Source organism: Rudaea sp. 3F27F6 (assembly GCF_005503555.1).
Taxonomy (GTDB): domain Bacteria; phylum Pseudomonadota; class Gammaproteobacteria; order Xanthomonadales; family Rhodanobacteraceae; genus Rudaea.
The window spans coordinates 195,016-207,888 of sequence record NZ_SCNG01000006.1; the positions used below are offsets into that span (position 1 = coordinate 195,016).

A 12,873-nucleotide genomic window follows, 5' to 3' on the forward strand; every position below is an offset into this window, starting at 1 on the left:
GCAAACTCCCTGCATTTGGTGGATGGATGACGGCGCATTCTAGTGACGCCCGATTACGCATACCAGCGCACAAATCACGCGCCTCCTGCAAACCCGATCACATTTCCGGGGGTTTTCGTTCAGCCCTGGCCGAGCGGTAGCGCCGGATCAAGGTATTGGTCGAAGAATCGTGGGCGAGCCCGGCATCGTCGTCGGCCGCGATTTCCTTGCCGATGTTCTGTGCAAGCTGCTTGCCCAGTTCGACGCCCCACTGGTCGAACGAATCGATGTCCCAGATCGCGCCCTGGACGAAGGTGATGTGTTCGTACAAGGCGATCAGCGCACCGAGGCTGTGCGGAGTCAGTTGCTGCGCGAGCAAGGTATTGCTCGGCCGGTTGCCGTCGAAGACGCGGTGCGGCACCAGCCATTCGGCCGTGCCTTCGGCGCGCACCTGTTCGGCGGTCTTGCCGAAGGCGAGCGCTTCACTCTGCGCGAACAGGTTCGCCATCAGCAGATCGTGCTGCTCGCTCAGCGGACTCAACGGTTCGGTGAAACCGACGAAATCGCAGGCGATCAGCCGCGTGCCCTGATGCACGAGCTGGTAGAACGAATGCTGACCGTTCGTGCCCGGCTCGCCCCACCACACCGCCGAGGTGTCGTGATCGACGCGTTTGCCATCAAGCGTGACCGACTTGCCGTTGCTCTCCATCGTCAACTGCTGCAGATAAGCCGGAAAGCGCTTGAGGTAGTTCGCGTACGGCAGCACGGCCTGGGTCGCCGCGCCGAGGAAATTCGTGTTCCAGATGCCGATCAGGGCCATCAGTATCGGCATGTTCTGCGCGAGCGGCGCCGTGCGGAAATGCTCGTCCATCGCATGGAAGCCGTCGAGCATCGCGCGGAAATGATCCGGACCGACGGCGAGCATGGTCGACAGGCCGATCGCGGAATCCATCGAGTAGCGCCCGCCGACCCAATCCCAGAAGCCGAACATGTTCGCCGTGTCGATGCCGAACTTGGCGACTTCGCCGGCATTGGTCGAGACCGCGACGAAATGCTTCGCCACCGCCATTTCGTCTTTCAGCACGGCGAGCAACCAGGCGCGCGCGGCACGCGCGTTCGCCATCGTTTCCTGCGTGGTGAAGGTTTTCGAGGCGACGATGAACAGCGTTTCTTCGGGGGCGATATCGCGCGTGGCTTCGAAGAAGTCGGCACCGTCAACGTTGGAGACGAAGCGGCAGTCGAGGTCGCGCTGGCTGTACGCGCGCAGCGCCTCGTAGGCCATCACCGGCCCGAGGTCGGAGCCGCCGATGCCGATGTTGACAATGTGGCGGATGCGCTTGCCTGTATGCCCCACCCACTCGCCTTCGCGCACACGCGAAGCGAACGCGGCCATGCGCTCGAGCACTTCGTGCACGTCGGGCACGACGTCGCTGCCGTCGACCTCGATGCGCTGGTCTTTGGCCGCACGCAGCGCGATGTGCAGCACCGCGCGGTTTTCCGTCACGTTGATTTTGTCGCCGCGCCACATGGCGTCGCGGCGTGCAGCAACGCCGCCGTCTTCGGCGAGCTGCAGCAGCAGGCGCAGGGTTTCGTCGTCGATGCGCTGCTTGGAATAGTCGAGATACCAGCCGGCGGCTTCGAGCGCGTATTTCTCTCCACGCTTCGGGTTTGCCGCAAACAGGTTGCGCAGGTGCACGTCGCGTGCGCGCCAATTCGCGGCGAGCGCGCGCCAGACGGGTCGTTCAGTAAGTTTGGACATGTCGGATTCCGCGTAGCGAGACAATCATGAGCCCGCTCAGCGGCGAGCCGCACCTATTGTCGCGTTTCTGCATCCGCGGTGAAAGGCACGAGCGTACCGCGCGAATGTCCCTGCTCGGCCAGGTATTCGAGCCAGCGGTTGAGAAAGCTCGCCATGCGCATGCGATGGGCGAACAGGGTCTTGGTCGCGGGGAACGAACCCAGCGCATGCCACATATGCTTGCCTGCGTGGTAATGCGACACTTCGGCGACGTGCGCGTCGCTGTACATGCGCAACCATGCCGCCGCCGGCGCTTCGCTTTCGGCCTCGCGCATGCGGTAGGTCAATTTCAATTCGAGCGTGTACGCGTGGCGTTCGAGCAGATCGAGCTGCACGTCGAGGCCGTCGTCGACCGAGGACAGATAACTGCCGACGTCGAGCGTCTGCGGCGCGAACACGCGCGTGAGGCGGTGATAGTTTTCCGCATACAAGCCCATCAGGTAAGCGAACCTGCTGGGCAGTACGGCTTCGGGTTTTTCGATGACTAGCGACATGCGCGCATCATAGGCGCCGCTACCCCGCCCCGCCAGACTTGCGCTACTACCTCGTCAGCCGGTATTTTGGTTCTCTCACGGCGCCGTTTGCCCAGGTTTTTCACTTCGCGGCGAATGCGTATCGATTGCCCTCCCCCTGCTTGTGGACGGCCATGATCAAGACATTGATTTCGGCGTTGTTGTGCGCAGCCGCTTGCGGCGTTCATGCGCAAGATGCGCTCCCGGACAAAGACATCGCCCGTATCGAGAGCGGCCTCGTGCCGCGCATCCTGGTCGAAGGCGAGAAAGTGCAGACCTACAATCTGCATGAACGCATGCAGCGCTTCAACGTGCCCGGAATCAGCGTCGCGGTATTCAAGAACGGCAAGGTGATCTGGGCGAAAGGCTACGGTTATGCCGATGTCGAACGGCATCTGCCGGTCGATGCGCATACACGGTTCCAGTCCGCTTCGATCAGCAAGTCGGTCACCGCGTTCGCGGTACTGAAGCTCGCACAGGCTCGGCATCTCGACCTCGACCGCAACGTCAACGACTACCTCGTCAGTTGGAAGGTGCCCGACAACGATTTCACCCGAACCGAGAAAGTGACGATTCGCCGTCTGCTCAGTCACACGGCCGGCCTCAATGTCGGCGGCTTCCCGGGCTACGAGAAGACCACAAAGATTCCGGATACGGTCGGCGTGCTCGAAGGCGCCGGCAACAGCCCCAAGGTCGAAGTCGTCGCGGTGCCAGGCTCGAAGCACTCGTACTCCGGCGGCGGCTACGTCGTCCTGCAGAAGCTCGTCGAAGAACTTACCGGCAAACCGTTCGTGCGCTACATGCAGGACGAACTGCTCACTCCGTTGAAGATGAGCGAGAGTTCGTACGATCCCTACCCTTCCAAAAATATGAGCCTGGCCTACCAGGCCAACGGCAAGGTGTACCCGGGAGGCTGGCACGTTTATCCGGAACTGGCCCCGGCCGGATTGTGGACGACGCCGTCGGACCTGGCCAAATTCTGTTTTGCCGTGCGCGACGCCTCGCAAGGTGCGCCGGGCGCCTACTTGGCGCAGGAGTTTGCGAAGCAGATGCTGACGCCGAGCATGAAACCGGAAGGCGGCGATGGGTACGGACTCGGCCTGGAATTTCGCGGCAAGGATCTCAACGCCTCGTTCGGACACGGCGGCAGCAACGCGGGCTTCAAGAGCGAGATGTTTTACTTCTTCCGCCGCGATCTCGGCGTCGTGCTGATGACCAATTCCGACAGCGGGCGCATTGTGCGCAACGAGCTGACGCGTTCGATCTCGAACCTTTATCAGTTGGACCTGTTCCCGGCGAAGACCGTGAAACGCCAGCCGATGAGCCGCGCGGAGTTGGACGCCTACGCAGGGCGCTACCAGTTCGACAAGGAAAAGGACTATTACCTCACCGCCACGATCGAAGCGAACGGAGATTTGACTCTCAGGGATCTGGTCGACGGCAAGACCAACACCTTCGTCGCCGTCGCGCCCGACAAATTCGTCGACCGCTACAGCGGCGAAGAAGCCGAGTTCAAACGCGACAAGCCCGGCGGCGCGATCGTCAGCGTGCTTTACGACGGCGAAGAGACATTCCGGCACGTTGCGCAGTAAGCCAAGGGTTCTTGGACTTGCCAGCCGGCGCGCAGCAGGACTAACGTGGCCCACCCCGCGCAACGGCCGGGGAAACAGCTCACGGAGACCGCTCCATGACTTCGCTTACCGCTTTGCTGATGTTCACTGCGTGGACCTTGCTGCTCGTCGCCGCCGTATTTCTCTACCGCGGGATCAAGGTGCTCGGCGGCACGCCGATCAATTCCTGGGCACGCGGGCGCGAGACCGCGGCGAACTCGCCGTTCGCCGTGCGCCTCGGCGATGCGCACGCAAACTGCATCGAAAACCTGGTCGTGTTCGCCGCGATCGTGCTTGCGGCCGTCGCGCTCGGCAAGAGCACCGCGATCGATGCGTTCGCCCCGTGGGTCGTCTACGCGCGCATCGTGCAGAGCCTCGTCCATCTGCTCGGTACCACGCGGGCCTTGGTGACCGTGCGCGCAAGCTTGTGGGCGGTGCAGCTCGCGCTGTTTGCGATCATGCTGATCAAGTTGTTCTAGCCGCGGCGGCTGCTGGAACGATCCGCTATCCAGTTCTTGCTCGGCTTCGCGAAGTTCTGGTTTAGAACATGTGTTTCTCGATACCGAGCCAGGCGAGGATCTTGCTCGCGATTTCTTCGATCGACGTGTGCGTGGTGTTCTGCACCGGAATGTTCTCGCGCTTGAACAGCTTTTCCGCGAGCGCAAGTTCGTAGCGGCACTGCTCGATCTTGGCGTAGCGGCTGCCGGGCTTGCGCGCTTCGCGCACCTGCGACAGGCGCACGGGATCGATGTCGAGACCGAACAGGCGCTGCTTGTAGGGTTTCAGGCGCGGCGGAATTTCCAGGCGTTCGAGGTCGTCCGGCGTCAGCGGATAGTTCGCCGCTTTCACGCCGTAGTGCAGCGCCATGTACAGGCAGGTCGGCGTCTTGCCGACGCGCGATACGCCGACCAGGATCACGTCGGCGTCGGCATAGTTCACGTCGATGCCGTCGTCATGGGTCAACGCGTAGTTGGTCGCGTTGATGCGCGCCTCGTACTCGTCGAAATTGGTCATGCCGTGCGCGCGGCCGACCCGGCGCGAACGCTTCATGCCGAGTTCGCTCTCCAGCGGCGCGATGAACGGCGCGAAGATGTCGAGCATCAGCGCCCCGGATGTGGCGAGCACTTCGCCGATCGCCTGATCGACGACCGAATTGATCAGGATCGGCCGCATGCCCTCGGCCGTGTAGGTGTTGCGGATACGCGCCGCGGCCGCATGCGCCTTTTCCTCGTTGTCGACGAACGGGATGCGGAAGGTATTGAATTCGACGCCTTCGAACTGCGTCAGCACAGAGTGGCCGATCGTCTCGGCGGTGATACCGGTACCATCGGAGATATAGAAGACGCTTCTGGCCATTGCGGCGCTCGCAGTCGCGGGGACCCGCAGTGTACGCGATGCGGCGGATCGCGCCCCAGCCTTGTTTTGCACTGCACAAACCGGCGAAAATTGCGTTTCCCTGCGGCCTCCCGCGCATTCACTGGAGACATCCTTGAGCGATCTGGTTCTGTGGCTCGATCAACTGCGTCTGTCCGATCTCGGCAAGGTGGGCGGCAAGAACGCCTCACTCGGCGAAATGATCGGCAACCTCGCCAAACTCGGCGTATCGGTGCCCGGCGGATTTGCGACGACGTCCGACGCGTTCAAGCAATTCATCGCCCAGAGCGGTCTCGCCAAACGCATTCAGGACCGCCTCGCGGCGCTCAACGTCGACGATGTCGACGCGCTGACCCAGGCCGGCGGCGAGATTCGCCAGTGGGTCATCGACACGCCGCTGATTCCGGAGTTCGACGCGGCCGTGCGCGCCGCCTACGCCAAACTGTGCAAGGACGCCGGCGCGGACAACACCGCCGTCGCCGTGCGCTCGTCGGCAACGGCCGAAGATCTGCCCGATGCGTCGTTCGCCGGCCAGCAGGAAACCTTTCTCAACGTCAGCGGTGCCGACGACGTCGTGCACAAGATCAAGGAAGTCTTCGCTTCGCTCTACAACGACCGCGCGATCGCTTATCGCGTGCATCACGGCTATGCACACGAAGACGTGTTCCTCTCCGCCGGCGTGCAACTCATGGTGCGCTCCGACGTCGGTGCGTCGGGCGTGCTGTTCACTCTCGATACCGAATCGGGCTTTCGCGACGCGGTCTTCGTCACTGCAAGCTACGGCCTCGGCGAAATGGTTGTGCAAGGCGCGGTGAATCCGGACGAATTCTACGTCTACAAGCCCACACTCAAACAGGGCAAGCCCGCGATCCTGCGCCGCCAGATCGGCGCCAAGCAGCAGCGCATGGTCTATTCGAACAAGCCCGGCGAGCGCGTGCGCATCGAAGAAGTGCCGCACAACGACCGCATCGCCTTCTCGATCAGCGACGAGGACGTGCATGAACTTGCGCGCCAGGCGCTCATCATCGAGCAGCACTACGGCCGGCCGATGGACGTCGAGTGGGCGAAGGACGGCAACACCGGCAAGGTCTACATCGTCCAGGCACGCCCCGAAACGGTGAAGTCGCGCGCGCGCGCCACGCAGATCGAACGCTACCAGTTGCAGGAACGCGGCCCGACGCTCGCCGAAGGCCGCGCGATCGGCCAGAAGATCGGCGCCGGCAAAGCACGCGTGATCCGCTCGATCAAGGACATGAACCGCGTCGAGCCCGGCGACGTGCTGATCGCCGACATGACCGATCCCGACTGGGAGCCGGTGATGAAGCGCGCCGCGGCGATCGTCACCAACCGCGGCGGCAGAACTTGCCATGCGGCGATCATCGCACGCGAACTCGGCGTGCCGGCGGTCGTCGGCACGGGCGACGGGCTCGACAAGATTCCCGACGGCGCCGAAGTCACCGTGTCCTGCGCCGAAGGCGACACCGGCACGATCTACAGCGGCCTGCTCAAGTTCGAGAAGGTCACGGCCGACCTCGAACGCATGCCGCCCGCCCCGCTCAAGATCATGATGAACGTGGCCAACCCGGAGCGTGCGTTCGACTTCGCCATGCTGCCGAACGCCGGCGTCGGCCTCGCCCGCCTCGAAATGATCATCGCGAGCCACATCGGCGTCCATCCGAAGGCGTTGCTCGAATACGCGTCGCAGGACGCCGAGACCAAACGCAAGATCGACGAACGCATCGCCGGCTACGGCGATCCGGTGCAGTTCTACGTCGACCGTCTCGCCGAAGGCATCGCGACGATCACAGCGGCGTTTGCGCCGAATCCGGTCATCGTGCGCCTCTCCGATTTCAAATCGAACGAGTACGCCAACCTGATCGGCGGCAAGCGTTACGAGCCGCACGAGGAAAACCCGATGATCGGCTTCCGCGGCGCGAGCCGTTACGTCGATCAGAGCTTCAAGCCCTCGTTCGCGCTCGAATGCCGCGCGATGAAGAAAGTGCGCGAAGAGATGGGCCTCACCAACGCGTGGGTGATGATCCCGTTCGTGCGCACGCTCGAGGAAGGACGCAAGGTGATCGACGTGCTCGCCGAGAACGGCCTCAAGCAAGGCGAGCATGGCCTCAAGATCATCATGATGTGCGAAGTGCCGTCGAACGCGCTGCTGGCCGACGAGTTCCTCGACATCTTCGACGGGTTCTCGATCGGCTCGAACGATCTCACCCAGCTCACGCTCGGCCTCGACCGCGATTCCTCGATCGTCGCCAACCTGTTCGACGAGCGCGATCCGGCGGTGAAGAAGCTGCTGGCGTTGGCCATCTCGACCGCGAAGAAAAAGGGCAAGTACGTCGGCATCTGCGGCCAGGGCCCCAGCGATCACCCCGATCTCGCGCAGTGGCTGCTCGACGAGGGCATCGAATCCGTCTCTCTGAACCCCGACACCGTGGTCGACACCTGGCTGCATCTGGCCAAGAGCCGCTCGGTGTAATCAAAATTGCAAAAAGGGCTTTGCGCGATCGGAAATTTGCAGTTACAATTTGCGGCTCCCTGAATCGGTTTGACCGGGTCAGGGACGCCGGAAGGATTCTCGGAATCCAACCGGTCCCGCGGAATCCCTGGCCTTTCCGCGGGCGAAATCAAGTGGGGCTATAGCTCAGCTGGGAGAGCGCCACAATGGCATTGTGGAGGTCATCGGTTCGATCCCGATTAGCTCCACCACTTGATTCGACATTCGGGTTTGTTTGCAAACCCACGGTTTTCTCGGCGTCCCCATCGTCTAGAGGCCCAGGACATCGCCCTTTCACGGCGGTAACGGGGGTTCGAATCCCCCTGGGGACGCCAATTCCAATACAGCGGCATACCGCAACATCATTCAAACCGCGCTACGGCGCGGTTTTTTCTTGCCCGCACGTCACGTAAGCATTCAGACATTTATCGTCAATTGGGCGGGACTCCGTTGCGCGAAGCGGTCGGATAGTATGGACAGATCGCAGCATTGCGCGAGGCGCCCATGCACGGCTGGATTTCGATACCGGGAATTTGGCAGCTCGTCCTGTTGGCGCTTGCGCCTGTCGTCGGCTTCGCAGTCGGTGCCTGGAGCGCACGAAGCAAACATCAGATAGCGCTCTGGTTCGGCTATACACTGACTTATTCGGTGCTCGTGGTGCTGCTCGCATTTCTGTACGAGTCGCATCGTTTTCGCGGCCAATACAATCTGGCGGCGTGGAGCATGCTGGTGATTCCGATTTTCGTCTACGCGCTTCCCGCTGTCGGCTTACCGTGGCTGCTCGCGCGAAAGTTCGTGCGCTCGGGCAGCTCTCAAGAGCACGATGGCGACGCCGAAAAGCGCTCGGCACCCGGCATCGCGTTGTTCGCCATCAGCGCGGTCATGCTTGTGACGATTGCCATGGTGGCGGTGCGGAATATGCCAGTACCTGTGCCGCAATCGACCTATGTAATACCGCCGATCGACCCGACCAAAGCCCCGGAAGATTTGGCCGAGGTCACGAATGGATCGGACTGGTTGTGCACCCTGCTCCGGGAAGGCAAGCCGACGAGTTCGCTGATCGACTATCACTTCGACGCGCTCAATGCCGGCGCACACTGGCAGAGCTTCTCGCATCGCGGCGAGCTGCGGCCGTTCTTCGACCTCGATCATGCCAACGGGGCGGAACAGTTTTTCAGCGGCTCCTATTCCGTCGCCGACCGCAAACTGCAATTGGCCAGCGACTACGCCGGGATGCCGCTTTCTTCTACACATCAGTTTACCAAGGGCGATCAGGAAGCGATGCGGGCACGCCACGACCCGCGCTTGCGTGGCGAAATCGTGGTGCAGCCGAACGGATGGAAGGGCACACTGGAGTCGGTGTCGTTCCGTTCGCTCTCATCGGCGGCGATGTCGCTCACCGTCGAATTCAATGGCGATGTTCCGCGTACAACAGAACTTACCTGCCGCCGTATCCACGATTCAGATTTCCGCCCGATCGTGGTGCCGTCCGCATAGCCATTCCAACCGTGCCGCGACGATTGCAGCGGTCCCTTCTCTCCGATCGATAGGCTCGCGGCCGCCTACGGCGACCGCGCTCGGTACACCAATGTTTTGTCTGTGCAGCCGGTTTTATAGTCCGGCGATATGCACTTTGTATCTCGGCTGCGAAACCGGCCCCGGTACCGTGTTCGCACGCATCTGCTTGAGTTCCGCCTTGTCGTGGAAATCGACATACGGAGTCAGGTCGAGATTGTCCGGCACCTTGCTGAGTTGCTCGTCGCCGATCACCTTGATGTATTCCTCCATGAATTCGTTGTAGGCATCCCACTTGATGCCTTCGGCGCGCACCGCGGCCTGCTCTGCATGCAGGGCGATCTGGTGCGACGTCAGGTAATGCATGCCGAGCAGTTGGATCAGCGACTTCTCGACGGCTTCGTGCACGATCAGGAAGCGATCCGTATACACGCGCCGGCTGCGATAGACGAAACTCTTCGGCATATGCCGGTCGATAAAAATCGTATGGCCGTCGAGGCTGTAGCCGGCGAGATAAGGAATGTCGTAGCTGCGCTCGAGGTGTACGCGCGCGACGATCGATTTCATCGCCTTTTCCATCATCGTCTTGCCGATCACCCACTCCGGCCAGTGCGATTTGGGATGCTTCTTCGTATCGGGCGAGAGCGCTTTGTGGAACTTCGGGTGCCGTTTGGTGCCGTGCATCGTTCCCCTCCTCCGTGTCGGTCGAGAATTTCAGCCTAGCTCAAGTTTCGTTGAATTTTCCCAATCCGCGGCGGCGCGTCAACCGCGGCGTTCGCGGAAGAACGCGCGCAGCATCGCGCCGGCCTCTTCGCCGAGCAGGCCGCCCGCGACGGCGACGCGGTGATTATGCAAGGGCGAGATCAGTGTGTCGAAGACGCTGCCGGCGGCGCCGGTTTTCGGGTCGGTCGCGGCGTACACGACGCGCGCCACGCGCGCGTGCACGATCGCGCCGGAGCACATGACGCAAGGCTCCAGTGTCACATACAGCGTCGATCCGGGCAGACGATAGTTGCCTTCGCCCGCGCCCGCGTCGCGCAGGGCGACGATTTCGGCATGCGCGCTCGCGTCGTTGCCGCTGATGCTGCGGTTCCAGCCCTCGCCAATGATCGCGCCGTCGCGCACGAGGATGGCGCCGACTGGCACTTCTTCATGCGCGTCGCGCGCATGCGCGGCGAGTTCGAGCGCGCGGCGCATGAAGGCGACGTCGGCGGGATCGAACGTCGCGGCTGGCGGCAATGGGTTATCGAGAGACATCGCAAAATTCTATCAGTCCGGCGGTATGCCAATACGCAGCCGCTTGCAAGCAGTTCTGCGAGCGTGAGGCGCCGTCAGGGAATCTGCGCGAACGCCCGGCGCATCTGCACGGCGGCATAAGCCCGTTGTTCGCAGGCGCGGGAATCGCGGATACTGCGGCGCCCTGCCCGTCGGATTTTGCTCATGTCTGCATCGAACAAGAATTTCGCCAGCGACAACGTCGTCGGCGCCTCGCCCGAGATCCTCTCCGCGATCGCCGCGGCCAACGGCGGCGCACAGTCGTCCTACGGTGCGGACGAGTATTCTCAGCGAGTCGAGCGCAGGCTGCGCGAAATCTTCGAGACCGATCTTGACGTGCTCTGCGTGGCGACCGGATCGGCCGCCAATGCGTTGTCGCTCGCCGCGATGACGCCGGCCTGGGGCGGCGTGCTCTGCCACGAAGAAAGCCACATCAACAACGACGAATGCGGCGCGCCGGAGTTCTACAGCGGCGGCAAGCTGCTGGCGCTGGGCGGCGCCGCGGCGAAACTCGATCCCGCGGCTCTGCGCACGCACTCGCTGGCCAAGATCGGCGACGTGCACTGCACCCAGCCGACCTGCGTCAGCGTTTCGCAGGTGACCGAACTCGGCAGTGTGTACTCGCTCGACGCGCTCCGCGCGATCGGTTCCGTCTGCCGCGAGCGCAAGTTCCGCCTGCATATGGACGGCGCGCGCTTCGCCAATGCCCTCGCCGCACTCGGCTGCAGCCCGGCGGAGATGACCTGGAAGGCCGGCGTCGATGTGCTTTCTTTCGGCGCAACGAAAAATGGGGCGCTCGCCGCGGAGGCGATCGTCGTGTTCGATCGCACGCTGACCGCGGAACTTGCCTATCGGCGCAAGCGCGGCGGCCATCTGCTGTCGAAGATGCGCCTGATCGCGGCGCAGATGGACGCCTATCTCACCGACGATCTCTGGCTGCGCAATGCGCGCCATGCGAATGCGATGGCGCGGCGCCTTGCCGACGGATTGCGCGGTGTAGCGGGCGTCGTTGTCCATGACGATTGCGATGCCAACATCCTGTTCTGCACCCTGCCCCCGGGCATGAACGAAGCGCTGCATGCCCAGGGTTTCCATTTTTACGGCGATCGCTGGGCTCCGGGAGTCGTGCGGATCGTCACTTCGTTCGCCACGGCCGAGGCCGACGTCGATGCGTTCATCGCTGCGGCGCGCAGTGTGGGCTTCGCCTGAGCAGCAGCGCCGCCGGCGTCGTTGCCGGCGGCAATCCGAATCCTTCGAGCACGATCTTGCCTCGCGACTTGCCGCTCTCGAGCAGCGCGTGCGCGCGCTTGAGATTCGCCGCATTGATCGCGCCGAAGTGTTCGGCGACGGTCGAACGCACGATGCCGCGATCGACCAGCTCGGCGACGCGGCGCAGGATTTCGCCCTGACGCGCAAGCTGCGGCGTCTGGAAGGTCGAGCGCGTGAACATCGACTCCCAGTGCACCGACAACGACTTGCGCTTGAAGGCGAGCACGTCGAGCGCTTTGGGATCGTCGATCAGGGCGAACTGGCCTTCCGCTTCGAGGATGTCGACAAGCTGGGCCAGATACTCGTCGGTGTGGGTGATGCCGATCGCTGCGCTGACCTGCGCGATTCCCGCGGCCTTCAATCCTTCGGCCAGCGGCTTGGCATGATCGATCACATGATGCGCGCCGAGTTCGCGCACCCAGTCGCGCGTCGCTTCGCGTGAAGCCGTGCCGACGATCGTCCAGCCGGTGAGTTGCCGCGCCAGTTGCACGAGGATGGAGCCGACGCCACCGCCTGCGCCGATCACGAGCAAAGTGTTGTCGCGCGTTGGATCGGCGCTCTGCACTTTGAGCCGGTCGAACAGCAGTTCCCATGCCGTGATCGCAGTCAGCGGCAAAGCGGCTGCAGCGGCAAAATCGAGGCTGGCCGGCATCGGCCCGACGATGCGTTCGTCGACGCGATGCAGTTCGCTGTTGCTGCCCGGGCGGGTCACGTCACCGGCGTACCAAACTTTATCGCCGGGCTTGAACCGGCTCGCCTTCGCGCCGACGGCGCGCACCACGCCCGCCGCATCCCAGCCGAGAATGCGCGGCTGCCCATCGGTCGATTCCGCGCGCTTGCGCACCTTGGTATCGACCGGATTGACCGAGATCGCCTTGACCTCGACGAGCAGATCGAAATCGCCGAGCACCGGCTCGGTAATGTCGAGGTCGAGCAGCGATTCGGGATTGTCGATGGGCAGCGATCGATAGTAGCCAATGGCTTTCATGGGATTGTCCATTCAAGGATTGCGGGAGTCGTCGCCACCTCTATGGG

Annotated in this window: 10 protein-coding genes, 2 tRNA genes and 1 pseudogene; 7 read left to right on the plus strand and 6 right to left on the minus strand. The window is 62.9% G+C overall.

Annotated elements, in window-relative coordinates:
- Positions 1-97 precede the first annotated feature (97 nt).
- Positions 98-1,738, minus strand: a complete 1,641-nt coding sequence (gene pgi / locus FFS30_RS20640; protein ID WP_137915083.1) for a glucose-6-phosphate isomerase — start codon at positions 1,736-1,738, stop codon at positions 98-100.
- 53 nt (positions 1,739-1,791) lie between these two features.
- Entirely contained in the window at positions 1,792-2,271 is a 480-nt protein-coding gene (locus FFS30_RS20645) for a DUF1249 domain-containing protein (RefSeq protein WP_137915084.1), read from the minus strand.
- Positions 2,272-2,423: 152 nt separating this feature from the next.
- Between FFS30_RS20645 and FFS30_RS20650 the strand changes: the two genes are divergently transcribed.
- Positions 2,424-3,881, plus strand: coding sequence for a serine hydrolase domain-containing protein (locus FFS30_RS20650; protein WP_137915085.1), 1,458 nt, complete (start codon positions 2,424-2,426; stop codon positions 3,879-3,881).
- Positions 3,882-3,976: 95 nt separating this feature from the next.
- Positions 3,977-4,378 carry an MAPEG family protein gene (locus FFS30_RS20655; protein ID WP_137915086.1) on the plus strand — a complete coding sequence of 134 codons (402 nt, stop codon included), beginning with the start codon at positions 3,977-3,979 and terminating at the stop codon, positions 4,376-4,378.
- Between the two features lie 61 nt (positions 4,379-4,439).
- Here the strand turns inward: FFS30_RS20655 and FFS30_RS20660 are convergent, their stop codons facing one another.
- On the minus strand, positions 4,440-5,255 hold the full coding sequence (locus tag FFS30_RS20660; RefSeq protein ID WP_137915087.1) for a pyruvate, water dikinase regulatory protein: 816 nt from the start codon (positions 5,253-5,255) through the stop codon (positions 4,440-4,442).
- Positions 5,256-5,388: 133 nt separating this feature from the next.
- Here FFS30_RS20660 and ppsA point away from each other — a divergent pair, with 133 nt between their 5' ends.
- The 4 genes from ppsA (at position 5,389) to FFS30_RS20680 (ending at position 9,276) form a co-directional block, all read left to right on the plus strand.
- Positions 5,389-7,761, plus strand: a complete 2,373-nt coding sequence (gene ppsA, locus FFS30_RS20665) for a phosphoenolpyruvate synthase (protein WP_137915088.1) — start codon at positions 5,389-5,391, stop codon at positions 7,759-7,761.
- A gap of 154 nt (positions 7,762-7,915) precedes the next feature.
- Positions 7,916-7,991, plus strand: a tRNA-Ala gene (locus FFS30_RS20670).
- A gap of 47 nt (positions 7,992-8,038) precedes the next feature.
- A tRNA-Glu gene (locus tag FFS30_RS20675) sits at positions 8,039-8,114 on the plus strand.
- 169 nt (positions 8,115-8,283) lie between these two features.
- Entirely contained in the window at positions 8,284-9,276 is a 993-nt protein-coding gene (locus FFS30_RS20680) for a hypothetical protein (RefSeq protein WP_137915089.1), read from the plus strand.
- 114 nt (positions 9,277-9,390) lie between these two features.
- On the opposite strand, the gene FFS30_RS20685 is transcribed toward FFS30_RS20680, so the two are convergent.
- Both FFS30_RS20685 and tadA read right to left on the minus strand, forming a co-directional pair.
- Positions 9,391-9,978 (minus strand): hypothetical protein, encoded by a 588-nt coding sequence (locus FFS30_RS20685; RefSeq protein WP_137915090.1) that lies wholly within the window; start codon positions 9,976-9,978, stop codon positions 9,391-9,393.
- Positions 9,979-10,056: 78 nt separating this feature from the next.
- Positions 10,057-10,551 carry a tRNA adenosine(34) deaminase TadA gene (gene tadA, locus FFS30_RS20690; RefSeq protein WP_137915091.1) on the minus strand — a complete coding sequence of 165 codons (495 nt, stop codon included), beginning with the start codon at positions 10,549-10,551 and terminating at the stop codon, positions 10,057-10,059.
- A 183-nt stretch (positions 10,552-10,734) separates the two neighbouring features.
- On the opposite strand from tadA, the gene FFS30_RS20695 reads away from it, so the two are divergent.
- On the plus strand, positions 10,735-11,778 hold the full coding sequence (locus tag FFS30_RS20695; RefSeq protein WP_137915092.1) for a low specificity L-threonine aldolase: 1,044 nt from the start codon (positions 10,735-10,737) through the stop codon (positions 11,776-11,778).
- 37 nt (positions 11,779-11,815) lie between these two features.
- Here FFS30_RS20695 and FFS30_RS20700 read toward each other — a convergent pair.
- A pseudogene (locus tag FFS30_RS20700) lies at positions 11,816-12,826 on the minus strand (zinc-binding alcohol dehydrogenase family protein); the annotation flags it as partial.
- Positions 12,827-12,873 lie beyond the last annotated feature (47 nt).

Excerpts from the sequence above, each read along its gene's own strand:
- pgi (WP_137915083.1), bottom strand. The coding sequence starts at position 1,738 with ATGTCCAAACTTACTGAACGACCCGTCTGGCGCGCGCTCGCCGCGAAT.
- FFS30_RS20645 (WP_137915084.1), bottom strand. The coding sequence starts at position 2,271 with ATGTCGCTAGTCATCGAAAAACCCGAAGCCGTACTGCCCAGCAGGTTC.
- FFS30_RS20650 (WP_137915085.1), top strand. The coding sequence starts at position 2,424 with ATGATCAAGACATTGATTTCGGCGTTGTTGTGCGCAGCCGCTTGCGGC.
- FFS30_RS20655 (WP_137915086.1), top strand. The coding sequence starts at position 3,977 with ATGACTTCGCTTACCGCTTTGCTGATGTTCACTGCGTGGACCTTGCTG.
- FFS30_RS20660 (WP_137915087.1), bottom strand. The coding sequence starts at position 5,255 with ATGGCCAGAAGCGTCTTCTATATCTCCGATGGTACCGGTATCACCGCC.
- FFS30_RS20680 (WP_137915089.1), top strand. The coding sequence starts at position 8,284 with ATGCACGGCTGGATTTCGATACCGGGAATTTGGCAGCTCGTCCTGTTG.
- FFS30_RS20685 (WP_137915090.1), bottom strand. The coding sequence starts at position 9,978 with ATGCACGGCACCAAACGGCACCCGAAGTTCCACAAAGCGCTCTCGCCC.
- tadA (WP_137915091.1), bottom strand. The coding sequence starts at position 10,551 with ATGTCTCTCGATAACCCATTGCCGCCAGCCGCGACGTTCGATCCCGCC.
- FFS30_RS20695 (WP_137915092.1), top strand. The coding sequence starts at position 10,735 with ATGTCTGCATCGAACAAGAATTTCGCCAGCGACAACGTCGTCGGCGCC.